Annotated in this window: 21 protein-coding genes and 1 tRNA gene; 16 read left to right on the forward strand and 6 right to left on the reverse strand. The window is 49.8% G+C overall.

Going from position 1 to position 26,157, the window contains the following annotated elements; all coding sequences use genetic code 11:
* Window positions 1–51 precede the first annotated feature (51 nt).
* Window positions 52–1,089 carry a GGDEF domain-containing protein gene (locus tag QWY20_RS01720; protein ID WP_330127307.1) on the forward strand — a complete coding sequence of 346 codons (1,038 nt, stop codon included), beginning with the start codon at window positions 52–54 and terminating at the stop codon, window positions 1,087–1,089.
* Here QWY20_RS01720 and QWY20_RS01725 read toward each other — a convergent pair.
* A complete protein-coding gene (locus QWY20_RS01725; RefSeq protein WP_330127308.1) occupies window positions 1,031–4,078 on the reverse strand; it encodes a transglycosylase domain-containing protein in 3,048 nt (1,015 codons plus the stop codon). The two genes, QWY20_RS01720 and QWY20_RS01725, sit on opposite strands and share 59 nt — an antisense overlap.
* A 24-nt stretch (window positions 4,079–4,102) precedes the next feature.
* A complete protein-coding gene (hemH, locus tag QWY20_RS01730; RefSeq protein WP_330127309.1) occupies window positions 4,103–5,179 on the reverse strand; it encodes a ferrochelatase in 1,077 nt (358 codons plus the stop codon).
* Window positions 5,180–5,606: 427 nt separating this feature from the next.
* Here hemH and QWY20_RS01735 point away from each other — a divergent pair, with 427 nt between their 5' ends.
* Genes QWY20_RS01735 through QWY20_RS01745 form a run of 3 tightly spaced genes read left to right on the forward strand, consistent with a single transcriptional unit; the run spans window position 5,607 to window position 9,684 of the window.
* Window positions 5,607–6,017, forward strand: coding sequence for a hypothetical protein (locus QWY20_RS01735; protein WP_330127310.1), 411 nt, complete (start codon window positions 5,607–5,609; stop codon window positions 6,015–6,017).
* The gene (locus QWY20_RS01740; protein ID WP_330127311.1) at window positions 6,004–7,221 is read left to right on the forward strand and encodes a hypothetical protein; all 1,218 of its coding nucleotides are present in this window, start codon (window positions 6,004–6,006) and stop codon (window positions 7,219–7,221) included. The genes QWY20_RS01735 and QWY20_RS01740 overlap by 14 nt, the downstream gene beginning before the upstream one ends.
* Window positions 7,222–7,224: 3 nt before the next feature.
* The gene (locus QWY20_RS01745) at window positions 7,225–9,684 is read left to right on the forward strand and encodes a putative bifunctional diguanylate cyclase/phosphodiesterase (RefSeq protein ID WP_330127312.1); all 2,460 of its coding nucleotides are present in this window, start codon (window positions 7,225–7,227) and stop codon (window positions 9,682–9,684) included.
* A 15-nt stretch (window positions 9,685–9,699) separates the two neighbouring features.
* Here QWY20_RS01745 and QWY20_RS01750 read toward each other — a convergent pair whose 3' ends face one another.
* Together QWY20_RS01750 and QWY20_RS01755 are read right to left on the reverse strand one after the other, a co-directional pair.
* Window positions 9,700–10,677, reverse strand: a complete 978-nt coding sequence (locus QWY20_RS01750) for a glutathione S-transferase family protein (protein WP_330127313.1) — start codon at window positions 10,675–10,677, stop codon at window positions 9,700–9,702.
* A 106-nt stretch (window positions 10,678–10,783) separates the two neighbouring features.
* The gene (locus QWY20_RS01755; RefSeq protein WP_330127314.1) at window positions 10,784–11,347 is read right to left on the reverse strand and encodes a TetR/AcrR family transcriptional regulator; all 564 of its coding nucleotides are present in this window, start codon (window positions 11,345–11,347) and stop codon (window positions 10,784–10,786) included.
* A gap of 80 nt (window positions 11,348–11,427) precedes the next feature.
* On the opposite strand from QWY20_RS01755, the gene QWY20_RS01760 reads away from it, so the two are divergent.
* Both QWY20_RS01760 and QWY20_RS01765 read left to right on the forward strand, forming a co-directional pair.
* The gene (locus QWY20_RS01760; RefSeq protein WP_407935384.1) at window positions 11,428–12,342 is read left to right on the forward strand and encodes a sterol desaturase family protein; all 915 of its coding nucleotides are present in this window, start codon (window positions 11,428–11,430) and stop codon (window positions 12,340–12,342) included.
* 62 nt (window positions 12,343–12,404) lie between these two features.
* On the forward strand, window positions 12,405–13,247 hold the full coding sequence (locus tag QWY20_RS01765; RefSeq protein ID WP_330127315.1) for a substrate-binding periplasmic protein: 843 nt from the start codon (window positions 12,405–12,407) through the stop codon (window positions 13,245–13,247).
* A gap of 58 nt (window positions 13,248–13,305) precedes the next feature.
* On the opposite strand, the gene mutH is transcribed toward QWY20_RS01765, so the two are convergent.
* Window positions 13,306–13,968: a DNA mismatch repair endonuclease MutH gene (gene mutH, locus QWY20_RS01770; RefSeq protein ID WP_330127316.1), complete on the reverse strand. Its 663-nt coding sequence runs from the start codon at window positions 13,966–13,968 to the stop codon at window positions 13,306–13,308.
* Between the two features lie 381 nt (window positions 13,969–14,349).
* On the opposite strand from mutH, the gene rppH reads away from it, so the two are divergent.
* From rppH to QWY20_RS01820, 10 genes are all read left to right on the forward strand, one after another.
* Complete coding sequence (gene rppH / locus QWY20_RS01775) at window positions 14,350–14,853, forward strand: RNA pyrophosphohydrolase (protein ID WP_091341568.1); 504 nt, start codon at window positions 14,350–14,352, stop codon at window positions 14,851–14,853.
* Between the two features lie 24 nt (window positions 14,854–14,877).
* Window positions 14,878–17,136: a phosphoenolpyruvate--protein phosphotransferase gene (ptsP, locus tag QWY20_RS01780; RefSeq protein WP_330127333.1), complete on the forward strand. Its 2,259-nt coding sequence runs from the start codon at window positions 14,878–14,880 to the stop codon at window positions 17,134–17,136.
* Window positions 17,137–17,183: 47 nt separating this feature from the next.
* Window positions 17,184–17,984: a sulfite exporter TauE/SafE family protein gene (locus QWY20_RS01785; RefSeq protein WP_330127334.1), complete on the forward strand. Its 801-nt coding sequence runs from the start codon at window positions 17,184–17,186 to the stop codon at window positions 17,982–17,984.
* Window positions 17,985–18,003: 19 nt separating this feature from the next.
* On the forward strand, window positions 18,004–18,849 hold the full coding sequence (lgt, locus tag QWY20_RS01790; protein WP_330127317.1) for a prolipoprotein diacylglyceryl transferase: 846 nt from the start codon (window positions 18,004–18,006) through the stop codon (window positions 18,847–18,849).
* The gene (locus QWY20_RS01795; protein WP_330127318.1) at window positions 18,846–19,697 is read left to right on the forward strand and encodes a thymidylate synthase; all 852 of its coding nucleotides are present in this window, start codon (window positions 18,846–18,848) and stop codon (window positions 19,695–19,697) included. The genes lgt and QWY20_RS01795 overlap by 4 nt, the downstream gene beginning before the upstream one ends.
* A gap of 66 nt (window positions 19,698–19,763) precedes the next feature.
* Window positions 19,764–20,348, forward strand: a complete 585-nt coding sequence (locus QWY20_RS01800; protein WP_330127319.1) for a FlgO family outer membrane protein — start codon at window positions 19,764–19,766, stop codon at window positions 20,346–20,348.
* 19 nt (window positions 20,349–20,367) lie between these two features.
* Window positions 20,368–21,129, forward strand: a complete 762-nt coding sequence (locus tag QWY20_RS01805) for a FlgO family outer membrane protein (protein ID WP_330127320.1) — start codon at window positions 20,368–20,370, stop codon at window positions 21,127–21,129.
* Window positions 21,129–21,767: a FlgO family outer membrane protein gene (locus QWY20_RS01810; protein ID WP_330127321.1), complete on the forward strand. Its 639-nt coding sequence runs from the start codon at window positions 21,129–21,131 to the stop codon at window positions 21,765–21,767. The genes QWY20_RS01805 and QWY20_RS01810 overlap by 1 nt, the downstream gene beginning before the upstream one ends.
* Before the next feature lie 48 nt (window positions 21,768–21,815).
* Window positions 21,816–21,890: transfer RNA gene (locus QWY20_RS01815), tRNA-Arg, on the forward strand.
* Between the two features lie 479 nt (window positions 21,891–22,369).
* Window positions 22,370–23,584, forward strand: a complete 1,215-nt coding sequence (locus tag QWY20_RS01820; RefSeq protein WP_330127322.1) for a tyrosine-type recombinase/integrase — start codon at window positions 22,370–22,372, stop codon at window positions 23,582–23,584.
* 922 nt (window positions 23,585–24,506) lie between these two features.
* Here the strand turns inward: QWY20_RS01820 and QWY20_RS01825 are convergent.
* Window positions 24,507–25,898: a Fic family protein gene (locus tag QWY20_RS01825; RefSeq protein ID WP_330127323.1), complete on the reverse strand. Its 1,392-nt coding sequence runs from the start codon at window positions 25,896–25,898 to the stop codon at window positions 24,507–24,509.
* Between the last annotated feature and the right edge of the window lie 259 nt (window positions 25,899–26,157).

Here is a 26,157-nt window from a genome sequence, read left to right on the forward strand (position 1 = left end):
GCTGCTGATGTCCGTATAGTAGGCTTGGATAATACAACAGCAGAGGTCGTTTTGATTGCCCGAATGCAGCAAGACTTTCATTTGGCGATGCTAAGCCTGGTCGGGTTCATGGTGCTGGTTTGCGTAACGCCTTATGCCATCTACCGTTACTGGGATGGCAGCTACTTGATTGCAGTGGTGGACAGTATTTTGGTGCTATTTACCCTGATGGCAGTGGCCTATGCCTGGTTGACGGGAAATACCAAAGCGGCCGGCTTTTTTGTCGCCTGCATGTTTTGCGCTGGTGTGGTGATTGTGGTCTATGGCCTGGGGCCGGTTGGCTTATTCTGGACCTATCCTTTTATTGTGTTTATTTTCTTTTTGGTGCCGCCATTACGCGCTTTGCTGCTGTTGCTGCTGGTGCTGGTTACCTTGTTGCTGTTTGCTGTTATTTTCCCAGGCCAGGTGTTTGTCGATGGCTTTCAGTTGGTTTCCTTTGTAGTGACTACTGCGGTAACAAGCTTTTTTTCCTACGTATTCGCTTATCGGATGTTGGTGCAGCGGCGACAACTCCAGTCGATGGCGGCCCAAGACGCATTAACCGGAGCAGCCAATCGGCGTCAGTTGGATCAGGCGCTGGAATTTGCTGCCGGGCCAGGTCGGCGCAGTCGGCAAAAAGATATCGCGATGCTGTTGTTTGATTTGGACTATTTTAAGCAAATTAATGACAGTGAAGGGCATCAGGCTGGGGATGCGATTTTGGTGGAGTTGGTGCAACTACTGCACAAACATACCCGTATTAGCGATCAGGTTTATCGCTTCGGTGGCGAGGAGTTTGTGGTGCTGTTGGAGGATATAACGCCAGAAGAGGCGCAGCTGGTGGCAGAAAAACTGCGCGCTGTGATAGCGGAAGAATTACACAGCACCCAGCGTGCGGTGAGTGCTTCTGTCGGCGTAGCCATACTGGCAGCAGGAGAAAGCTGGGAACAGTGGTTGGCCCGGGCAGATGCTGCTTTGTACCAGGCAAAAACAGGTGGTCGTAATCAGGTGGTTATGGCAGCGGGCATCCCTGTTGCAAATAAGGCATCAATACCGGCTCCATGCTCTTAAGCACCTGCACCGGCAGTGCAGAGGTAAAGCGCAATTGCTCGGCCTGTGCACCGGCGGCGTAAGCCGTTAAGGTGCCAAAGTAATCTGAGCCCAGGTAAAACACCAGGGTAGCGGTCCGGTTCAGGCTGCGCTGATCGATACGGTTGCCCCGGCTATTCACTGTAGTAATCCGGTTATCTCCGGTACCGGTTTTACCTCCTGTTGGTCCCAACGGCAGGTAACTGCCTTGCAACCGCCTGCCTGTACCGTTTTGTACGACCTGATGCAACACCTGGCGCAATACCGCTGCGACCTCGGGCTCCATCACCCGGATCCCTTGCTGCTGACCTTGCTGCCAGCGGGTGTGATAAGGAGTGCCTTCTCCGAGCAAAATTTCCTGCAGTGGCTGGCTGGGGTAACGGATACCATCATTCATAATAATCGCCATCAGCTCTGCCAGTGCGGCAGGGCGGTCCCCCGAGCTGCCAAGCGCTGTGGCCAGTGAGGGAACCAGGTGATCAAAAGGATAGCCCAACTGCTGCCAACGGTAATGCAAATCCCAGAATGCCTCGATTTCCAGCATGATGCTAATTCGATTATCCCGGGCGCTGCGGTGACGGGTACGGAATAACCACTGATACACCTCTTGCCGTTCTTTCGCACTCATCGACAAGACTTCTGGCCAGCTGAGGTCGGGGTGGTGGTGCAATACGCCAACCAGCCAAAGCTCAAGGGGATGCACTCTGGCGTGATAAGCGTGATCAGGCAGGCTAAGCTGACGGCCGGAGAAACTTCGATGCCAACGCTGCAGTTGATTGCTGCTGATTCCACCGCTCGACTCTCTGGCCAGAAAGTCGTCCAATTGTTGTAGGCTGGCATCTGGGTGCAGCCACAAGTAAATGGCAGCCAGCCGATCAGCTCGTTGCCGGGATGTTTGCAGCAACAATTGCAAGCGTTGGCTGTTATCCTGCTGCCGGTGTTTTCGCCAGAATTGCTGTAGGTAGCTGGCTCCTTCCCGATCCGCAAAACTGCTCAGGTAGTTGGAGCGGCGAGCGCCATCGTCATCGGCCAGCAGTTGCTGCCCCTGGGTATCTTTGTGGTAAATGCTGTAATTGATTACGTCACGAAGTAAGCGGACAAAGGGTAGATTAATGGACTCTTGGGTTGCTTCCAGCAAACTAGGGGTGCGGTTGTTGTCTTCGGCCATAAAATTACCAAAGCTATGCAGGCCGCCACCGGTAAAAAAACTTTCCGCCGGGTTGGCACTGTAACGCCGATCCAGTGCCAACTGCAGCAACTGTGGCAAGTCCTGATCCGGTGAAAGTAACAGTTGGTCGATCACCCAACGACTGATGTGATCCTGAGGTGCAATATCCAGCAGTTGCAGCTCAGTCGCCGACTCACCGGCATAGCGCTGATACAACTCGGCCACTATTTCCAGATAACTCACCAGAACCCGTAACTTCGCGGTTGAGCCAAGCTCCAATTTGCTCTGGCTGTTTAAATCAAAAGCTGCGGTGGAGGTATCGGTCTGCACCCTTAGCTGATAACCATTCTGCTTGCGTTGATACAACACAAAACTGTATTCCACTCTACCCGGCTGCTCAGCATTGAGCAGCCGGTGGCCTACCAGTCCCCGGGCTGAAGCGACCTCCGGATTACGAAGTTGTTGTAAGAACTGTCCCACTTGTTGCTGCATGCCCAGATGCAAACTGCTGGTGATCTGAAGATCAAGCCGATCACTATCGTAGGGGCGAAGCTGTAGCAGTTGGTCCAGCTGCTGACGCACCAGATGGCTGGCTTTATGATCCTGGTTTAAATGCCTGCTTTGCCAGGGATGGGGGGAGACCTGCAGGGGAGTGTTCAGTGCTAAGGTGACCAGCTCATACTCCAGCAGTTGCTCTTCTGCCAGCAGCTGCAGGTACAAATCCGTTAGTTGATTCAAGGATGCATGCCCTTGCAGCAAATAAAACGATGGACGGCGCTGGGCAATCATCAGCGCCAGCACCTGTTTTAAAGCGATGGCGGTTTCTTCGGTGGTTGCAAGCTCGCTTAACAACAGACTGGTACGATGATAGTCGGCACCAAACCAGGCCCAAAGCCCATCAGCAATACCATGGACTTCACCAAAGCCAGGTGCTGCCGCCAGTGGCACCGTATTGATGTAATGCAGCAGTAGCTGGTTTCGATGAGCTGTGGTGACCGGAGAGCTCTGATAAGCCCGCACACTGCCGGACAGCATTTGGCGAAACTTATCGGTGAAGCCATGGGTACGTCCGGCAGGGGAGTGCCGGTATTTTTCCAACTGAGTTGCCAGGGTGCTACCACCTCCAGCGGCATTGCCGTTACGACCAAGCCACTGCTGGCCCTGGCCAAGCATAGCAGAGCCCAAGCGGGGCCACTCAATCGCTGGATTATGAAAGGGGGATGGAGCGCTTAGAAGGCTTTTGTTTTCAATAAATGCCAACATTTGCGGCATAATTGCTGGCATTTGCAGCAGGCCGTCATATTGACGCTGCGGGTAGGCAAACTGGTAGATGGTATCAAGCTGACAATCCCTGATTTGTAAGCCAGTTTGCTGTTTTTCCTCGTAAGGTGGGAAAAAGCCCAGTTGGGTGTAACGCAGCAGCGCTGGTGAGAATGCACGCTGCTCGGTGATACGAAACCCTTTTTCTGCCAGACTAGCCTGCCACTGAGGAGCCAGACTGTAACCACGCTGTTGGTTGTAAGGGCCTGAGGTTGGAAACTGGATGGCATTGGCCGGCCCCTGGGTCAGATGGCTGTTTAAGCTGCGACCAAGATAATGCAGCAGCTGTGCCTGATAAAAGCTGGTACGGATCTCCTGCCAAATCAGCCACGCGGCCAAAAACAGAGCCAATGGCAGTAACCAAGGCCAATAGCGACGTTTCGCGGTCGCTTTGGCTACCGACCGTTCTTCTGCTGCTGTGCTAAAGTCTTTGCGCTTTAGCAGGGGGGCTGAATCAAACTCGGGCTCGATCCGTGGTGTCATGAACGTCTCACTGCTGCACTGTTGCTATTGCTCTGCACCGATGTTACCAGCTCTTAAATGACGCTCTGGATCAGGGTGCAGTTGCCAGTTCGCCAGGTTGCTTTCAATCAGCTGGCACAAGGCATCGATATGCGCCGGATTATCGTTGAGTGCCGGAATGTAATGGTACTGCTCACCACCAGCATGCATAAAGTAGTCTTTGTTCTCTTCTGCTATTTCTTCAATGGTTTCCAGGCAATCAGCAGAGAAACCCGGGCAAAAAACCTGCACATTCTTGATGCCTTGCTTTGGTAAGCTTTTCAGCGTTTCGTCGGTGTAAGGTTTTAACCACTCCTCTCGGCCAAAACGCGACTGGAAGGTGGTGATGTAATCGCTTTCGTTTAAGCCCAACCGTTCAGCAATGAGACGAGACGTTTTGTAACACTCGCAGTGGTAAGGATCACCATTCAGCAGATACCGTTTGGGTATACCATGGTAAGAAAATAGCAGCTTCTCGGGCCGGCCATGCTGCTGCCAGAACGTTTCGATTTGCTGAGCGGCGGCCTCAATAAAGGGAGAGAAATCATGGTAATGAGATACAAAGCGAAAATCGGGCAGCCAACGTCGTTGCATAAAATCTCTGGCGATGGCATCAAAGGTAGAGGCTGTGGTTGAAGCTGAGTATTGCGGATAGAGGGGCAGCACCAGCAGCTTTCGTACGCCTTTTGCAAAGAGTTCGTTCAAAGCACTTTGAATGCTGGGATTACCATAACGCATGGCAAAGGCAACCTCCAATTGTTGATGGCCTTGCGTTTGCAACTGTTTACGCACTGCATCGCATTGCCGCTGCGTATGGAACAGCAGTGGAGAGCCTTGGTCGGTAAATACAGTGGCGTACGCTTTGGCTGAACGACGTGGACGGATACGCAGAATCACACCATGCAAGATAAGCCACCACAGTAGTCGTGGTACTTCCACGACCCGTGGATCTGAAAGAAACTCAGCCAGGTAACGCCTAAGTGCTTTGGGCGTCGGAGCATCTGGCGTCCCTAAGTTGGTAAGGAGAACGCCGATTTTATCCGTTTGTTGGTGTTGGAAGTTTTTTGTATTGGTATAACGCATGGGCTCTGTTTACCTGATAGATGAATGATCTGGATGACTATTACGCCAATAGCCCTTAGTCAGATGTCCGGAACTGGGCTAATTGCTGCTTTCGCTTTACCAGCCTGGGTTAGTGCATCATACTACTCAGTATACGCAGTACGTCTGTTGAATGCCAAAGTTCCTCTTGCTAAGTTGGTGAAAAATAGAGCAAAAAAACTGATTTTTTGAGCATTCAGTCAACAGGAATATGATAATAAACGAATAAAAGAATGATCCAGCTTGCTATGGCACTGTTTTTCCGATGAAATGGTGCGGTATGTACGACAGGCACTGTTTGCAGGATGACAAAGCAGCTGATCGTACTGTGTTCAGTTTCACATGTATTCAGATCCAATTGGCCTTTGTCGGACTTTGGCCGTATCTGGAACTCTGGTACCGGTGCAGCATGTTTAAATACTTTTTCTCGGTCGTGATTCTCTTCGTAAGCCTTTCCAGCCAGGCGGTCCAGGTTATTGCCCATCCTACAGTTGAGTTACAGCAGCTAAACCCTGCGCAGCTTCGGGCGTTATTTAGCATGCGCCAGACGCAATGGCCAGATGGTTCCGCCGTGCGTGTTTTCGTGCTCAGCAACGATCATCCATTGCATCAGAGTTTTTGTAAGGAACAACTACGGATGTTTCCTTATCAATTGGATAATATCTGGAATCGATTAAGCTTTTCCGGAATTGGTACCCGGCCTTACCTAGCGGGATCGGAGCAGGAGTTGGTGAAGCTGATTCAACTCACACCTGGCAGTATCGGTTACCGCTCGGCCAGTGCTGATGACACAGGGGTTCGTATCATTGAAATACTTTAACGTACATCACCGGGCAGCGGTACTGCCTCCTTCACGATCCTTGGCATGCCTTATTGCCGTGCTGTGCTGTTTTGTATCTCCTGGCCAGGCACATGAATGGCAGTGGCATGGTTTTCTGGCACAGGGGGTTATTCAGGCCGACAAAAGCAACTTTATTAATCGCAGTGGTGACCCTTCTTTGGCGTTAACGGAGCTTGGGTTAAATGGCGCTTTGCAACTGCAACCCAACTGGCGTGTGGCGGGGCAGGTCGTTTATCTGGATGGAGGAAATCGTTATCCGGACGGTCTGAAGTTGGATTATTTATTTGTAGACTGGGCCTTAGTCAATCAATTGGATTGGCGGCTGAACGTTTATGCAGGACGTTTTAAAAACCAACACTGGATCTACTCCAGCACCCGTGATGTCCCACTGACCCGCCCCAGCATTGTGCTGCCTCAGTCGGTGTATTTCGATACGTTCAGAGATATTGCGGTCAGTAGCGATGGTTTGGCTTTCAAGGCCAGTGTTGATACTGCTGCGGGGCATTTTGAGATGAACTGGAGTATGGGAGCTACCCCTTTATCCGATAAGCAAACCCGGTTATTGCTTGGTGATCAGGTGCAAGGCAAGTCACGGCAAAAGTATGTACATCAGGCTAGTGTGTTTTGGCAACCTGAGCTGAGTAACTGGACACTTGGTGTCTCCTTGCTCGACTCTGAGTTTAGTTACCGAAGTGCTGGAGAATCGCCATTTCTGGATGCTGATTTTGTGGTGCAAAGGTTTATGCTGAATGCACAATATTTGCAAGAGCGCTGGCAGTTGGTGGCTGAACTGTTTCAGGAACGAATGGACACCAAGGGTTTCTTTGCGCCTGGGTTTGAAGTGCAGCAGTTCGGCCAGGGAGGCTATCTGCAGGGCTTATTTAAAGTCAGCCCCGATTTTCGGCTCAATGCGACGTTGGATTATTTTGTAGCCAATAAAGATGATCGTAGGGGAAAACAGTTAGAACAAAGCTCTCAGGGCACTATTCCAGCTTATTTTGGTTATCAGCATAGTATTAGCCTTGCAGCTAGCAAAGATCTGGCACCCCGTGTCCGGCTGCAGCTTGAACATCACTGGATCGAGGGAACTGGCCGGCTGTCACCCGGTGTTTTACCTGATTTGGCCACCAATCAGGATCGCTACTGGCAGTTGTGGGCATTGCAACTGATGTACTGGTTCTAAACCATGCGCCGCTTTATCAGCTTGCCATGGAAGTTGCTGATCGTCATGTTGTTGGTGCTTTTTATCATGACCTTTGGCCTTACCAGCTTTTCATTGGTGCGTGTGCAGGATGAGTTCATTCAGCAGCAACAGCATAAGCGTGTGTTGGGTGAACAACAATTTAGTCAATACAATCAGTTGATTGAAAATCAACTGCGGATTTGGGTTGAGTCGTATGCGGAATTAAGTTTGTTATCCGCCAGTGGCTCAGGGCTTACCGCTTTTAAGCAGGCATTGGCGCAGCAAATAGAAACCCTGCATTTGCATTTAAATGTGGATCATGTCTGGTTGTATGCCAACCCTGCAGAGGTTGTGTTTCAAAGTTCGGCAGCCATCCCCGCGGCTGTAGAACAGTTAGTACAACAGGCTTTCATTTTGCAGCAGCCGCAAAGTGATATCTTATGTGATCATTACTGCGTGAAGTCATTGGCGGTGCCACTGTTGCTGGATGACAATGAAATGGCTGTGGTAGTCATGACCACCACATTAGTAGATATCCTGTTCTATCTGAATCGGTCTTTGCAAGCCGAAGTTGCTATCGTTAGTCATCAGAGTTCAGATACAGCCCGGCCGTCAGAAATACTGCTTTTATCAAGCTCGAATGCGTCCTTATTAAATGATTTGTATTATGAGCTCCCGCAGATGCTCGATGTCAACCATATTGCCAGTTATGGACTACGGCTGAAATCCGGTCATCAGCACTATTTTGCGCATATGCAGCCGCTGGATACCCGACACCCCAGACAGTTTCATTTGATCCTGATTGAAGATATCACCGACTATGTGCTGGCGAATCAGCACTATCAACAGCGCATTATTTTAATTGCGTTGTTGGCATTCTTACTGCTGGCGTTGCTGACCTATGCCATTACCCAACGCCTCAGTGCCCGCTTAATGACCTTAGCTGCTCGCTTGCCACTATTGGCCAACAGGGAATTTAGCCGCTTTCGTTTGGATAGCGAGCGTCAATCTACCTTTTTCACGGATGAAGTAGACACGCTCAATGAGGCGACGTTGAAACTAAGTTGGCAATTGGAAGTGTTGAATGAGCAGGTCGAGCAACATACCCAAGAGCTGGAAAACATCGCCATGTATGATTTGCTGACCGGATTGCCAAATCGGAACATGCTGCAATATCAGTTAAAAAAAGCACTGGCAGCACTGGAAGAGTCAACGGCTTATGTTGGCTTGTTATTTTTGGATCTCGATCAATTTAAAAAAGTAAATGATAGCCGAGGTCATGCTGTTGGTGACCAACTTTTGATGGAAGCAGCAACACGCTTGCGAGCTTGTATTCACAGTGCCGATACCGTTTGTCGTTTTGGTGGGGATGAATTTGTTATTATTTTAACCAAAATGACGGATACCACGGAAACGGACAGGGTAGCTGCCACAGTACTGGCCGCTTTTGCAGAGCCGCTTATTGTGGTTGGTGAAAGCTTTCAGGTTGGGACCAGTATTGGCATCAGTCTGACATCCGATAGCGCCACCCCCACTGAAGACCTGATCCGTCAGGCTGATTTGGCGATGTACCAGGCCAAGGCTAAGGGAGGCAATAGCTGGCATCATTATACCGCTGAAATGTACCAGGCTTTTGCGTATCGCTTGCAGCTGGAGTCCGAGGTTCGCGGAGCCCTGGAAAAAGGAGAGTTTAGCCTGAGCCTGCAACCACAAATCGAAGTGGCTACTGGACGCTTATTTGGCTTTGAGGCTTTGCTCCGATGGCAGCATCCAGAACGTGGGATGGTGCCGCCTGATGATTTTATCGGTGTGATTGAAAATTCCCACCTGATGGTTCCTTTGGGCTATTGGGTGATTGAGCGCTGTTTTATCATCGCCAGGCAGTTGGCCGATCAGGGGTATGGTAATCTTAAAATTGCCATCAACCTATCGGCTGATCAGTTTGATGATCCTGACTTATGCGATTTTTTGCAGCAAAAACTAGAGCGATACCAACTGCTGGCCAGTCAATTTGAGCTTGAACTGACTGAAAGCACTTTGGTAAAGAACGTCGCTGAAACCCTAAGCAGCATGCAACAGCTGAAAGCCATGGGCTTTGGTTTTGCCATTGACGATTTTGGCACCGGCTACTCTTCGCTAAGTTATTTAAAACAAATGCCGGTTGATACCATAAAAATCGACAAAAGCTTTTTGTTTGGTATGTTGGATAACCATGCTGATTACCAAATCATTACCTCTACCATTGCCATGGTGCAAAAGCTGGATTTAAAAGTGGTCGCAGAAGGGGTAGAGAGTAGTGCTCAGTTGCGTATTCTGCGCCAGTATCACTGTGATTTTGCCCAGGGCTTTTATTTTTCCAAAGCCATTCCAGAGCCGGAGTTACTGCGATTTTTACAAGAAAAGTTTCGCGATGGGTACTGGCTTGGCAGTGGTAAAAGCGAAACCAGTATCCCCTCCGGCTAGTTGTATTGATGCCGTTTAGTCGTCACAGGTTAAAACAACCTGTTCTAATCTCCAGTCACCACGGTTGTGTGCTTTGGTAAAGTCCAGTTCAGGCCCTACCGGTACAACCTGAGTAGGATTGATCATCGGGTGGCTGATGTAGTAGTGACGCTTAATATGGTTCATATCGACGGTATCAGCGATGCCAGGCAACTGATACAAAGAACGCAGATAATTGCTAAGTGCAGGGTAGTCGTCAATCCGCTGTTTGTTGCACTTAAAGTGACCTACATACACAGCGTCAAAACGCACCAGAGTAGTAAACAAGCGCCAATCGGCCTCCGTCAGATAATCACCGGTCAGAAAACGTTGCTCCTGCAACAGATGCTCGGCTCTATTCAACGCCTTAAACAAGGCATCGAATGCTTCCTGATAAGCTTCCTGGCTGGTTGCAAAGCCAGCTTTGTACACGCCATTATTGATATCCCGGTACACCCATTCATTGACGGCATCAATGGCTGCTTGCAGTTTTGCAGGATAGAAATCCAGTCGATTGCCGGTTTGCAGGTTAAAAGCCTGGTTAAAAATACGCACAATATCAGCAGACTCATTATTGACCAGTTGTTGCGCTTGCTTATCCCACAGCACTGGCACAGTAACGCGGCCTGTGTAGTCCGGTTTGGCTTTGGTATACAACTGATGCAAATAGTGCATTGCATACAGAGGATCCGCTTCCCCCTCATCACTGTCAAACTCCCAGCCATGCTCCAGCATGATGGGCGATACGACCGTCACATCAATCAGCGGCTGCAGCTCTTTGAGCTGACGAAGAATCAAGGTTCGGTGTGCCCAGGGACAGGCGAGCGACACATAGAGGTGATAGCGGCTGGCATCTACTTGCTCAGAAGGTGTTACGTTATTGCGAAAGCTGGCATCCTGGCGTTGAAACCGGCCAGATGATTTCTTGGTATCGTACCAACGATCCTGCCATTGTCCGTCTACTAGCAGTCCCATATCTTCTCCCTTTGTTGAACGAAACAATCACTATAACAAAGGTGAAAACGAACAATAAGCGGCAAAAATAGCCTTAAATAACCTACTATTTAGAAGAATACTGATGCTAATGCCACAAGTTTCGCCAGCGGCCGAGTCGCAGGCCGCGTTCTAACCAGTTACGCGCTGCTGTCACAGCAGGTTCGGGGGCTGTCAGCCAGCGGACAAAGCCAGATGTGAACAGAGCCGTTAAAGCCAGCTCCTGTTCGATGCGTTTTACATTTTGCGCCTTTAAATCGGCGATTTCCCGCAACCATTGTACTGTGCGGCTAATGCGAAGTAAGGCGGCTGCCTGCAAGTGAATATGGCCTGGCTCCAGCTTGTAATACAGCATCTGTCGGGTGACTTTTCGGTGCGATGCCATCGCATTCAGCCACTGCATCATCGCTGTGAGCAACTTATCCTGAGCAGAGTTGTGTTCAAAATCAGGTTGCTGCTGGCAAGCCAGCATGGCCTGATCGGCCAAGTCAAACCAGGCATCCACCAAGTCGTCTTTTTGCGAAAAGTGTTGATGGATCTCCAGTAAAGGAATATTCATGCCAGTGGCAACATCCCGTAGCCGGATACTTTCCCAATCACTGTGTTCAGCCAGGAACATCGCCTGTTGTAAAATTGTCTGCCTTTTATTCATCTTTAGTGACCGCGAAACGTTACCCTTAGTAGCGAACTTTGCTATAAGTATGGCATAAATCTTAAGTGAGGCAGTGCTGGATGATTCCGGTTGAATGGATTTTGTTGGCGCTAAGCCCGGTTTTTCTGGGATTGGTCGCCTTTGAATGGTGGTATGGTTTGCGGCTGCGGCGCCATTGGTACCGTTGGCGGGATACACTGGCCAATGCGGTCTTGGCGCTGATGCATCAGGCGGGGGAGCTGCTGGCTTTACTGGTGCTGATGCCTTTTTATTGGTGGTTGCATCAGTACCGCCTGTTTGAAATCCCGCTTAATGGCTACACCTTAGTCCTGGCGTTTGTACTGCAGGACTTTTTGTATTACTGGTTTCACCGGGCATCGCATCATATTCGCTGGTTCTGGGCATCCCATATCGTGCATCATAGCTCCAGAGAGTTGAATTTAAGCACAGCGTTTCGTCAAAGCTTGATGTATCCGGTATCTGGTATGTGGTTGTTCTGGTTGCCCATGATGTTGCTTGGTTTTTCACCCTGGCTGGTGCTGGCTGTGGTGTCGCTTAACCTGGCTTTTCAGTTTTTTGTGCATACTCAGGCCATTCAGCATTTAGGCTGGCTGGAGTGGGTATTGAATACACCTTCACATCACCGGGTGCATCATGCCTGCAATGCGAAGTACATCGACAAAAATTTTGCCGGTGTGCTGATTGTATGGGATCGGTTATTTGGTACTTTCCAGCCGGAAGACCAGACAGAGCCTTGCCGCTATGGTATTACCACCAACTTTCAATCCAACAACCCGCTGGTAATTACCTTTGATGAGTGGCGTTTGATGTGGCTAGACTGGCAGCAAGCACCCGATTGGCGGAGTAGATGGGCTGTGCTGTCAGGCGCGCCGGCTAAAGCTGAAGCCTTGCTGACCGTGCCGGCAGAGAAGGAACTCCAACCAGCAGAGACCAGCGAGTGTATGGACGAAAAAAAGGAAAAGTCGTTGACCTAAGAGGAAATTTTTCAAATCTACACTAAGCTTGAAAGTGGAGACACAAATTGCAGAGGTGCGATATGAAACCTTTCTTGCCAGGACTTTTTGTTGTTTTATTGTTTTTGTTGGGGTGTGAGCCTGAGGTGCCAACACCGGTTGCGCCGGAAGATACCGCGGCGTCACAGGCAGCCGATTATCGGGTAGGCGAGCACAAAGCACATACCCAGGATTGTCAACTGACCATGGGCTTTGATGCCTGGGAGCCTTACCAGTATGTAGGGGTTGGCAATGTGGTGACCGGGCTGGATGTTGAAATTGTGCATGCGATTGCTAACACTATGGGGTGTTCCGTTGCCATGCGCCAGGGCACCTGGGTTGAGCTGCTGAATGCTTTACGCAATGGTGAAGTCGACTTTGTGCTGGGCGCGTCGATGACCGATGACCGGCAACAGTTTGCGCATTTTTCCGATCCCTACCGTGAAGAGCGTTTTATTCTTTATGTAAGGCGCTATGAAGGCAATCTTCCTTACAACACCATTACTGAATTTGTTCATGCTGGCCATAAACTGGGGATTGTGAATGAATATTTTTACGGTGATGAAATAACAGCGCTCTATACAAACGATGATTACCATCCACAATTTGTTGGAGCCATTATCAGTGAAATGAATATGGCCCGCCTGATTGATGAAGAAATTGATGGCTTTTTAGAAGATAGTTTTGTTGGAGCCTCGATTTTACGCCGCAAAGGTCTGGATCAGTACATTGAGCCACACGGCATCCGCTTGGAGAGCTCACAGGTGTATGTGATGTTTAGCCGGGCGTCTGTCGACGAGGCCGTGGTGGAGAAATTTAATCAAGGCCTTGCTGAGATCAAAGCCAGTGGTGTTTATCAGCAAATTATTGATAAATATGATCATTAGAGCGAGATAGGTTTGGCTGCCTGCCATGCTCTGGCGCTGCATAAATGGCCAATCTCTATCAACCAAATGCTTTGCGCAGCAGTTGCTGCGTAAAGCTGGTTTTCAGGTAAAAACCCCGGGGTAAGGCTTGAATAGGTTGACCTGCTTCGCCAATAGCGGCCGTGAGTGCTTTACTGTTAGCAGCTTTAGGCCGCAGCTGCAGGACCTGGCCATGAGCTCCTCTGATCTGATCAATGCCGCCCAACGCAATCAGCTCCATTAACTCCTCCCAATCCTGCTGCAGCAACTGTTGTTCTTTGCTGTCCGGTTGCCATAAAAAACCTGTCCCTATCACCCGTTCTGCGACCGGGATACTTCGCTCTGCCAACAGCGGTAGCCAGAGCACCAGACTAAGCTTTTGGCACACCCAGGAGTCTTGCCATAGTTGCTGATTAATGCCAGTAAGGGGAGCAACACAAACATAGGTGCTTTCCAGCGGCTTGCCATGCTGGTCGATGGGCAATGTTTTTAGCTCAACACCCAGCTCAGGAAAGTCCGGCTCTGCTTTGGAACCGGCACTGGCGCCAAGCGCTTGCTCCAATAATTGGCCTGCCCACCCTTTGTCTTGCTTTAAATGGACCGGCACTTGATGGCCTAATTCAGCAGCCAGTTGACCCAAAGTTAACCCTGCCAGTGCGCGGCAACGCAGCATCAGCTCATCAAGGGTTTGAGGTGTCTTCATCAAGTTAACCAGTCTTTTGTACAGCCTTGCAGCATAACATGCATGAATATTCGTCGTTGGGTAAAAAGCCAGCGATCTGTGTTATGCACAAGCAGGATTCACTGCGATAGGCTGAGTATAACCTTAACTAAATGAAAATACTAAAAATTTCTGTGATAACCAATAGCTTAAGTTTAGACATGATAAGTTGTTCATGGGATAAAGTCTGTTTTTGCACAGTATTATCCACACGGCCTGTGAAGAAGTGCACATAAAGCACTTTATGTCCTTATGTTTGTGGATAACTGCCTCGGTTATACTGCTTATAAAATACCGATTGCCGTACTGATGACTTTGTGAAAGAATCTTTGCTATAGCTGTAGTGAAAAGCTCGAGGTTTATGTGATTGATGCCGAAGGTTTTCGGGCCAATGTCGGCATAGTGATCTGCAACCACCAGGGACAGGTGTTTTGGGCAAGACGTTACGGACAACACTCGTGGCAGTACCCGCAAGGCGGCATTGATCAGGGTGAAACACCTGAACAAGCCATGTACCGGGAGTTGAATGAAGAAGTTGGTCTCAAGCCTGAGGATGTTGAAATCCTGGCAGTGACCAAGCACTGGTTACGTTATCGGTTGCCTAAGCGATTGATTCGGCGTGACAGCAACCCGGTTTGCATAGGTCAGAAGCAGAAATGGTTTTTACTGCGGCTGACTTGCCCCGACGGGGACGTGGATCTGGCAAAAACAACCCATCCTGAATTTGATGGTTGGCGTTGGGTCAGTTACTGGTATCCGGTACGTCAGGTCGTAGCCTTTAAACGAGACGTATACCGTAAAGTCATGAAAGAGTTTGCCCCGATCGCTTTGCCGTTTCCCCGTAAAACAGGAAAACAAAAAGGGTAATTTTCGGATGGATAAACCATGGCCATGCTCAGTCAGTTAAGGCGCATTGTTCAGGATGTGGCTCAAGAGCCGGTTCTGAGCCAGGCACTTTCTGGCTTGGTCAGCAATATTAAGTCAGCACTCGATACCGAGTGTTGCTCGGTTTATCTGGCGGATTATGACCAACACCACTTTATGCTGATGGCAACAGACGGCCTCAATCCTGATGCCGTCGGTAAAGTCGCTATTGGCTTTTCAGAAGGCTTGATTGGCTGGGTTGGCCAACGTGAAGAGCCAATCAATCTGGCAGCTGCTCATCAACATCCTCGCTTTAAAGTGACGCCGGAAGTCAGTGAAGATCGTTTTTCAGCTTTTTTAGGCTGCCCCATTATCCACCATCGCAAAGTATTGGGCGTGCTGACCATTCAGCAGGGCACGGAGAGGGTGTTCAGTGAGGATGAGGAGTCTTTTCTGGTGACCCTGGGTGCCCAGCTTGCTTCTGTCTTGGCCAATGCCGAGTTACGTGAGGCAGCCAGTCCCGGCATTGGCAGTAAAAGTCGTTCCAGCCAATTAAACGGTTTGCCTGGGGCTCCTGGCATCGCTATTGGTGAAGCCTATGTACTGCAGCCCGCCAGCGATTTTAATGCGGTTTCATTGCAGCGCTCGGAAGAACCGGATAAAGAGCTGTCGCGTTTTTATCGGGCGGTTCGCATCACCAAAGCCGAGTTTAAGCGTTCGTCAGAGCGTATGGCAGAGCATCTTCCGGCCGACGCCTTAGCGATTTTCGATGTGTACCAGCAACTGCTGGATGCTGCCAGTCTGGGTCAGGAGATTGAACAGCAAATTGCCGATGGCTGGTGTGCAAAGAGTGCCCTTAAGCGGGTGGTAGAAAAGTTCGCCCGTCAGTTTGAAGACATGGAAGATGCTTACTTTAAAGAGCGGGCCACCGAGATACGTGATTTAGGTGAGCGCGTGCTGATTCACTTGCTCGATACCGAACAGCGCCATCACAAGTTGCCGGAAAAAGTGGTGTTAGTGGCCGAGAATGTGACGGCATCCATGTTGGCAGAAGTTCCCCGTCAGCAGCTGGTGGCTATTGTGTCGTTGCGTGGCTCAGTCAACTCACATGCTGCCATTATGGCCAGAGCACTTGGTGTGCCAGCGGTGATGGGGGTCGAGGGGCTTTCCCTGATGCAATGGCAAGGGCAGCGCGTGATTGTCGATGGCTATCAGGGACATCTTCTACTGGATCCGGCTGAAGCTATTTACGCTGAATATCAACAACTCATCAGTGAAGATGCCGAATTATCGGCGCATTATCAGGCTGAAGTCACGCTGCCAGCTGAGTCGGTGTGTGGTCATCGGTTTGCTTTAATGATCAACGCTGGTTTAGCCGTTGATCCGGAGCAGGTGAATAATGATGTCTGTGATGGCGTCGGTTTATACCGCACCGAGTTTCCTTTTATTATCCGTAATCAGTTTCCTACTGAGCAAGAGCAAATTGCACTGTATCGAGACATGTTGTCAGCCTATCCGGGCAAGCCGGTCATTATGCGTACTCTTGATGTGGGCGGCGATAAACCTTTACCGTACTTTGCCATCAATGAAGAGAACCCCTTTCTGGGCTGGCGGGGGATTCGTTTGACATTGGATCATCCGGAGATTTTTCTGGTGCAGATCCGAGCCATGCTTAAAGCCGATATTGCGTCCAATAATCTGCATATCTTGTTGCCGATGATTTCCGAGTTGTCGGAAGTGGACGAATCACTGCGGCTGATTAAACAAGCTTGCTTTGAAGTCGGCGATGAACTGGGGCTTGAGCTGGTGCGGCCCAAAGTTGGTGTGATGGTTGAAGTGCCTTCCATTATGTACCAACTGAAAGAGCTGGCGACTAAGGTGGACTTTTGCTCGATTGGCACCAATGATTTAACCCAGTACCTATTGGCGGTGGACCGGAATAATGCCAGGGTCGCCAGCTTGTACGATGCGATGCACCCGGCAGTACTGCGGGCATTGAATCAGATGGGACAACAGCTGCAGGCGCTGCAATTACCAACCAGTGTCTGCGGCGAATTGGCCGGCGAGCCTGCCGGTGTTTTGTTACTGGCGGCGATGGGGTATGATTCCTTTAGTATGAACAGCAGCCAACTAGCCAAAATAAAATGGTTATTGCGTCGGGTAAGTGTGCAGGAGCTGCAGTTGGTGCTGAATGATGCACTGAACAGCGAGTCGCCAAAGGTGGTTCGGCGTAAAGTACATGGCTTTTTAGAGCAGAAAAATCTGACATCGCAGTTACGTTCTTAAGCTGCTACGACGAGGTATCTCTAGTCGGGTAGTGTCTTTGAAAGGAAATTTTCTTGCTAAGTATCATCGTTATTTCAGCCTTGATGGGGGCTGTGGTTGGCTTGTTGGCTGGCTTACTGGGGATTGGTGGTGGCCTAATCGTCGTGCCGGTTTTGCTGATGCTGTTGCCAGCCTTTGGCATCGTAGCGCCTGAGCATGCCATGCTGGTAGCGATCGCGACCTCGCTTGGTTCAATTGTTATTACCGCAACATCTTCCATTCGGGCCCACCACAAGTGGGGCAATATCCCCTGGCCACTGGCCAGTCGCATTATGTTAGGTTCTGCTATTGGAGCCTGGTGTGTTGGCTATCTGGCGCATCTGGTCGATGGTGTGGTGTTGCAGCGGATTTTTGCGGTGGCGGTTACCTTGATTGCCCTGCGGATGCTGGGCTCCCGCTCTGTGGTGGGAAAACGCACTTTACCAGGTAATCCGGCCATAGTGGGAGTTTCTGGTGTGCTGGGCGGTTTGGCCAGTTTGCTGGGCATTGGGGGCGGTGCTTTATTTGTCCCTGTGCTCAATTATTACTCGGTGGATATGAAGCGGGCCATTGGCTGCGCTGCGGCCAGCGGGGTGGCGATTGCACTTTTCGGTACTCTGGGCTATGTTATCGCCGGTTGGCAGCAGTACCAGTTGAGTGATGGCTTTCTTGGCTTTATATATTTACCAGCGATGCTGGGGATTATCCTGACATCCATTTTCACTGCGCCGATTGGAGCTCGACTGACTCAACAGTTGCCGGTGATGAAAATTAAGCGCTTCTTTGGTGTTTTTTTAATGCTAGTCGCCGTTCGCATGTTTTTTGCCTAAGCAGGACGTAAACGATCCCATGTCGCAATCTTATCTTAGTTTCCCAAATATCGATCCGGTGGCTATCAGCATCGGTCCTCTGGCCATTCACTGGTATGGTTTAATGTATCTGGTGGCGTTTGCCCTGGCCTGGTGGCTGGCCAATCGTGCCGCAGCCAAACCCGGTTCCGGCTGGACGTCACAGCAAGTCAGTGACTTGTTGTTCTACGGCTTTTTAGGCGTTATTCTGGGAGGGCGCATCGGTTATGTGCTGTTCTATCAGTTCGACAGCTTCTTGGCCGATCCGCTGTATCTGGTAAAAATCTGGACCGGTGGCATGTCCTTTCATGGTGGCTTGCTCGGCGTACTGGCTTCGATGGCCTGGTTTTCCCGTAAGTACCAAAAAGATTTCCTGGCACTGGGTGATTTCGCCGCACCCCTGATCCCGCTTGGGCTTGCCGCTGGCCGTATTGGGAATTTTATCAACGCCGAGCTATGGGGGCGGGTAACCGAGGTACCCTGGGGCATGGTATTCCCGGGGGCTGGCCCGTTGCCGCGCCATCCATCCCAGCTCTACCATGTTGCTTTGGAAGGCATTCTGCTGTTTATCCTTATCCTGCTGGTACGTCATTTTAAACCCGCGAAAGGCACTTTAGGCGGTGTTTTCCTGTTAGGGTATGGTGTGGCACGTTTTATCGTCGAGTTCTTCCGCGAGCCGGATGCGCATTTGGGCGTCTTGTCATTGGGCATGACCATGGGGCAATGGCTCTGCCTGCCGATGATCCTGGCCGGCCTTGCACTGATTGGTTATTGCCAGCTGCGTCAACCGGGCAGGGATACAGCGAGCAAACCAGCTGGAAAGTCAGGCAAGAAGGGGGCCTTATGAAGCAGTATTTGGCACTTTGCCAGCGTATTATCGAGCAAGGCCACTGGGTGGTGAATGAGCGCACCGGCAAGCGCTGCCTGACCGTGATCAATGCTGATCTGGAATACCAGGTAGCAGACAACGAGTTTCCACTGATTACCACCCGCAAAAGCTACTGGAAAGCAGCCATTGCTGAATTGCTGGGCTACATTCGCGGCTACAGCAATGCGGCTGATTTCAGAGCCCTTGGTACCAAAACCTGGGATGCCAATGCCAATGACAATGCTGCCTGGCTGGCTAACCCGCATCGCAAAGGCTTGGATGATATGGGACGGGTGTATGGCGTACAGGGCCGTGCCTGGGCCGGACCGGAAGGGCAGGTGATCGATCAGCTGAAAAAAGTAGTGGATGATTTACGCCAGGGCAAGGATGATCGTGGTGAAATCATCACCTTCTACAACCCCGGAGAGTTTGACCGTGGCTGCCTGCGACCTTGCATGCACACCCACAACTTTTCGTTGCTGGGCGATACGCTGTACCTGACCAGTTATCAGCGTTCCTGCGATGTGCCCTTGGGGCTGAACTTCAATCAGGTCCAGGTCTTTACCTTTTTGGCACTGATGGCGCAAATTTGTGGCTTAAAACCGGGTGTGGCCTACCACAAAATCGTCAATGCGCATATTTATGAAGACCAATTGCCGCTGATGCGAGATGTGCAGCTAAAAAGGCAGCCTTTCCCGTCGCCCAAACTTACCATCAACCCGAAGATCCAGTCGTTGCAAGATCTGGAAACCTGGGTCACGCTGGATGATTTTGCGGTGGAAGGTTATCAGTGCCACCCGGCTATCCAGTATCCGTTTTCAGTGTGATGTTGTGGTGTTGGCACCGATTTTGAATGAGCGCTGCTATCTGTGGTTAAAAGCTGAGGCGTTATTGTGAAAAACGGGCTACTCCTGATGATTGTGCTGGTGTTGAGCGCCTGCAGCCAGACAGCGGTAAGGCAACAAGCTGCCGCACCAGAGGCAAAACCACGCCTTGATCCTGTGTTGTTCTATACCGAACGACTGGCCGATCAACTGCTGACCGGCTTGCCGCCCTTACCGCATGGCAGCATGACAGCGGTTACTTTCACCGACAGCGCAACCTTGCAGCCGGATCACACCAATGTGCGCATGCGCCACCTGGGGTTGCAGCTGCAGGAAAGCATGCTGACAGTGGCCAGCCAGTTAGGCTATCAGGTCACTGAGTTTCGTGCCGGCAATGCCTTGCAGTTGCATGCGCAGCACGATAGTTTGCTTACCCGGCAATTGTCCGAGCTGGCAGCGGAGCAGTCGGTGCGTTATGTGATTGCAGGTACCCTGTCGCAACACGAAGATTTTACTATAGTTAATGCACGGCTGGTCGATACAGAGACAAACCGGGTAGTGGCTGCTGCCGCCGATCAAATCCCAACCGCTGTGTTGGGATCTGCCGAGCAGGTGCAGCTGCGCCAACAAAGGATCTACCGGTCATCTCATTAACTCGAAAGCAGGGGGCACCATGCTGAGCAATCGTAGGCGTAGCAAGATTATAGGCAGCAGTATCAGGCACGGCGGCATAACCCTGCAGGGTGTTATCGGGCTGGTCGCTTTATTGCTGCTCAGTGGCTGTGCGTCGCAGCAGAAGTGGCAGGATTACCGGGAGCGCACTTTAAGGGCAACACCACCACCAGCCGCAGCGGAACCAGATACCAGTTACTATCAGAGCCTGACTGCACAGCAAGCGAACTACAGCAGCAACCGGCGCGCCGAGGCACGCTTGCAGCAACGGTATCAGGGTGAGCAGCGTATGTCGCTCAATCACTATGTCCAGGGCATGATGCACGACTTAATGGCTGTGATGGACCCCAAAATCGCCAATTCCGTTTTTGCTGTCACCAGCTTTGTCTACCTGGATGGCCCTTATGATGAAAGTGATCTGCTCGGTAATCAATTGGCGGAAAGCTTTATCCACGAAGTGCATCAGTTTGGTTTGCATCAAATCGATTTTAAAACCACCGACTTCATCCGGGTAACACCGCAAGGCGATTTTGTCTTTAGCCGGGACTTTCTGGAACTGCGCGAAGAGCAACCCATCGAGTACGTGCTGGCGGGAACCCTGGTGCGTCATCAGTCCGGTGTGATGGTCAATGCCCGCCTGGTAGGCATCGACTCCAAGCGGGTACTGGCTGCTGCGCAAGGCTTTATCCCACAGCCAGTGATTGCCGGTTTGCAGCCTTCCGAGCGTCATCACCGGGTGTTATTAAAACAAGGCGCTGATTAATGCACCGACTGTTACTGCTTACCATGCTATTATTGAGCCCGATACTGCTGAGTGGGTGCAGTCAGCTCTCGTTCTGTCGTGATGATCACTGTCAGCACATGGAACATGATCCGGCCAAACTGCCTGAGCCAGCAAGCTGGTATCGTCAACCTGTTGCCTCCTCAAATCATGCGTCCGATGCAGCATGGTTGCCTTATTTGCCCCAAAGTCAGAAACGTTTGCAGCACTATGTAGACCAATTGGCCTATCAGTTGGCGCAAAGCGATGCCATCAAAGCACAGCGGATAGTCATAAGCAGCTTTGTGGAGCTGGATGAAAGTCTCACGCAGAGTACGCCACTGGGCAATCAACTGGCCGAGCTGTTGCGTACAGCCTTACCACAGCATGGCATTCTGGTGGTAGAGCACAAGCTGACCAGCCAGTTATGGGTTGGAGCCCAGGGCGATTTTGCCTTATCGCGCGATACCCGCTTGCTGGCCAGACAGCTACAGATGGATGCTGTGCTTACGGGTACCCTCATCACGACAGAGCGTGGGATGGAAGTTCAGGCCCGGGTCGTTCAGCTGGATGCTCAGACTATCAGCAGCAGTGCCAGTGCATTTATTCCTCACCTGGTACTCAATCAAATCCGCCCATAAATCAAGGCTTTTGGTTGCTAGTCATTTTCTGGTAGAATCCAGCGCTGTTGCCCTATAGTTAAATGGATATAACGGCCCCCTCCTAAGGGGCAGTTGCAGGTTCGATTCCTGCTGGGGCAGCCATCTAGACGTCTAAAGTGTTCCGAGTTTATCCTGGAAAGCATTTAAATCACTGTAGTAAATCACTTTTTTTGGCCTGCGGCTACTTCGGTTGTCCACCATGATGCGACTAAATCTTCGGATTTTAGTAACACGAATGGTAACACGAGATGCCGCCATCAAAATCGGTGTTACTAAAACAGTGAAAAACTCAACATTATCAAAGTACTTACGTCATTTGCTTGAACGCCATTTCAGGCACCATTCCGTTCTCGGATCCGGCTTGTTTCGTTTGGTCAAACCATCGTGCTATGACGGTATCCGTCCGGGCAGAACCCTTTTTTTGCACCCTAAATTGTCCACATTTCGATGCGCATTTGTGCGTGAATGTCCGGTGTGGGTTTGGTTGGTCGTGTATTTCTGCAAACTTTTATGCAGTTGTTTCATTATTTCAGCATGCAGATTTTGGGCGCTACTCTGGCTTTTTAAGCAGGAGGAAGCTAATGGCTAGACACATTCAACCCCTTTCCGACACCTTGATCAGAAAGAGCAAGCCTAAAGAAGTCAGCTATACCTTGTATGACGGAGACGGCCTACAATTGCGCATTTTGCCATCCGGTACTCGAACCTGGTATTTCAACTATGTCCATCCTTTGCGGAAAAAACGGCAAAACCTAAAATTGGGCACTTACCCAGCGGTAGGCTTGGCAGATGCCCGACAGCTGCGTTTGGAACAAGAGCAACTTTTGGCGCAAGGGATTGATCCAATCGAGTTTCAAAAGGAGCAGCGGCAACAGCAACAAGAGCTGCGCGAGCAGACGCTTGAGACGGTTGCTCGGGACTGGTTTAGGGTAAAGCTTCCGGCCATTTCAGAAAAATATGGCTTTAATTTGCAGCGGATGTTCGAGCAGCATCTGTTTCCGTCACTCGGTGATACACCGGTGCATAAACTTACCGCTCCGATGGTCATTGCTGCGTTGCGCCCGTTAGAGGCGCTAAAAAAACTCGAGACGCTTTCCAGGCTTTGCCAGCGGTTAAATGAATTAATGGTTTGGTGTGTTAACGTCGGGATTATTGAGCACAATCGTTTGGCAGGCATTAAAGCAGCGTTTTTATCCCCGCGTACTCTGCATATGCGAACCATCGATGTTTCTGAGCTGCCAGAATTGCTCACAACCATGCGTCAGGACCATATTCATTTGTTTATTCGAGGCCTGTTTGAGTGGCAGCTGCATACCATGGTCCGGCCAGGTGAGGCGGCAACTGCCTGTTGGAGCGAGATCAATTGGCAGCAAAAAATTTGGCAGATCCCTGCGCACAAAATGAAAATGGCGCGTACTCATGCGGTACCGCTTTCCAGGCAAATGTTGACACTATTGCAAAAAATGCAGGCGGTTTCAGGGTCTAGCCGCTATATTTTTCCGTCTTTGGCGTCAATTCATGAGCATGCGAACAAAGAGGCTGTCAATAACACGCTAAAACGGAATGGCTTCCGGGGACGGTTAGTCGCGCATGGTTTACGCGCCCTGGCCAGCACAGTGCTCAATGATCGCGGATTTGATCACGATGTGATTGAAACAGCTTTGGCACACAGTGATCCGAACCAGGTACGCAGCGCCTACAACCGAGCTCATTACCTGGAGCGCCGTCGCGACCTGATGCAGTGGTGGAGTGACTTTTTGACGCAGCAGGCCGGGGTACGGCATTGCATCGAGTAATGTAAGTTTCCAATTATTTTGTGGCTTTAAATTGTACTAGCTCAGACTTGCTCTGACAGTGACCCGATTTTCAGGATGTCTGTCAGATTAGATTTGAGCCAGTTAATCCATGAAAATTTTGGGCGTGATTTTCGCCCTGATTCTGGAAGGTGATTTTTTACCCTAAAAACTCCGCACATGAGATCGGCCCTTTTCATGTGCGCGATGCACATCTACCCGGTTTCATTTTTAGGTGAATTTAAGGCCCTAATTTTGGAGGGTGATTTTTCACCCTAAAAACTCCGCACATGAGATCGGCCTTTTTCATGTGCGCGAAGGAAATCTACCCGGATTAATGTTCGGGTGGGTTTGAGGCTCTAATTCTGGAGCGTGATTTTATGCCCCAAAAACTGCGCACATGACGGAGTTCGGCCTTTTTCATGCATGTGCGCGAAGGAAATCTACCCGGATTAATTTTCGGGTGGATTTTGAGGCTCTAATTCTGGAGCGTGATTTTTTACCCCAAAAACTGCGCACATGAGTTCGGCCTTTTTCATGTGCGCGAAGCACATCTACCTGGATTAATTTTCGGGTGGATTTTGAGGCTCTAATTCTGGAAGGTGATTTTTTACCCCAAAAACTCCGCACATGAGATCGGCCTTTTTCATGTGCGCGAAGGAAATCTACCCGGATTAATTTTTGAGGCGGATTTCGGCTGTATTCTGGACGGTGATTTTTCACCCTAAAAACTCCGCACATGAGATCGGCCATTTTCATGTGCGCGAAGCACATCTACCTGGATTCATTTTTGGGGTGGATTTCGGCTCGAGTTCTGGAAGGTGATTTTTTACCCCAAAAACGCCGCACATGAGATTAGCCATTTTCATGTGCGTAGATGGAACAACATGAGAATCGGCCTGGTCAAGTGAACAAATAACGTTATCTACTCATTTTGCCTATCGCCACCATTATCTAATTGCGACAAGAGCTGATCCAATCTCTTCAGGTGAAGATCGTCGCCATCAGAAAACTCTTTGTACTTATTAACCAGTTTGTTGAGCTTGGCATTTGGCCCTTTGAAAAAATCAATGTTTCTCTTAATATCATCTGCAAGCTTACTTAAGCTGATTTCAAGCATTTTCTTGTCGTTGCTTTTGGGAAGCACTGCAAATACGGGTTGGGACTCAATAAGCTTTAGATAATAACGCATACTGCGACCACCCGAAGTAGAGGTTTCCAGAACGCCTTTGCCTACCATATCCCTCAGATCACGGGTAGCGGTGGCTGAAGAGCAGCCGGTCATATTTTGATAGCGTTCAGAATTAATACCATTTTTGATTAAGCCATTTTCACCAAATTCGAAAAATTTACTCACGATCTTATGCTGGCGTTTATTCAGTTCGGTCTCTTTATGATGGTCCCAAAAAATCGATTTTTTCAGGATGAAATCAATCTTATTTTTTGAGTCGACTTGCGCTTGCCGGGTCGTTTCAGCGAACCATTTCACCCAATTTGTTAAATCTACTGATGGGTTTAGTCGAGAGCTTTCAGCCAGCATTTGGTAGTAATCATCACGGTTTTCATTAATAGCTGTCGATATGCTAAATAATGGCGGGATGTCAAAATCCTGAAAAAGCGCATGTTCAGAGATAGCGCGCGCAATACGCCCATTGCCATCCCCAAAAGGGTGTATGGAAGTAAACCACATATGGGCAATAGCAGAGCGCACAGGGCCCGGCATGTAATCGCCATCATTCTTTATATTTAATGGCGAGGTGGCATTGTACCAGGCAATAAAGGCTGGCATTTCAGCCTCTACGGTCGCAGCTGGCGGGCCTTCAAAAATAACCTCTTGGTAATCGCCGTGACCCGACACAATATCTACCGGCCCTGTGCGATACTCTCCAACCTTGACGTTTCGTTTCGCATATTGTCTTTCTTGACCGGCAAAGAGTAGTTTATGCCAGTCACAAATCATGGCTTTAGATAAGTCATGGAGGAATTTATTCCGGACATCAACCAGCAAAGCCGCGATACCATTCTCTTTATGGAAGAGACCTTTTGGCTGCGAAAGATCTAAGTCTAAATAACGGGCAACAGAGGAACGTACCTCTTCACGATTAAGGTTTTCACCTTCAATTTCACTGGTGTTGATGGCCTCTTCCACCATCAGATAAATGTAAGCTTCAGACTTATTATGTTGGTTAAGCTGTGCAACCTGTCCTTGAAGATGAGAGGAAATATGCCTGTATTGTGCGATGACTTTATGTAATCCATCAGACTTATAGGTAAATTTGGGCCAGTTGGGATGCTGCCAGTTATATTTTACACTCATCGTGTTACCCTTGCTTCATTCTAATCAAAATAGCATCAAATATGATTAAAATAAAGGGGGTAATCTAATCAAGCTGACAATTAAATCAAAAATTATTGATTTATGATTAGATTATGGCGCTATTCTCATCAGTGCCTTGCTAATCGAGCGGTGGGAACGCCGCCATTGGTGCGGCGTTATCGCTCGTTTTTCGCTCATAGCGTTGATCGTCTGTGTGTGCTATTTGCGGTCGTTGGTGTTTTGTAGTTTGAATGACAGC

Source organism: Alkalimonas cellulosilytica, assembly GCF_036325985.1.
GTDB classification, from domain to species: Bacteria; Pseudomonadota; Gammaproteobacteria; order Enterobacterales; family Alteromonadaceae; genus Alkalimonas; species Alkalimonas cellulosilytica.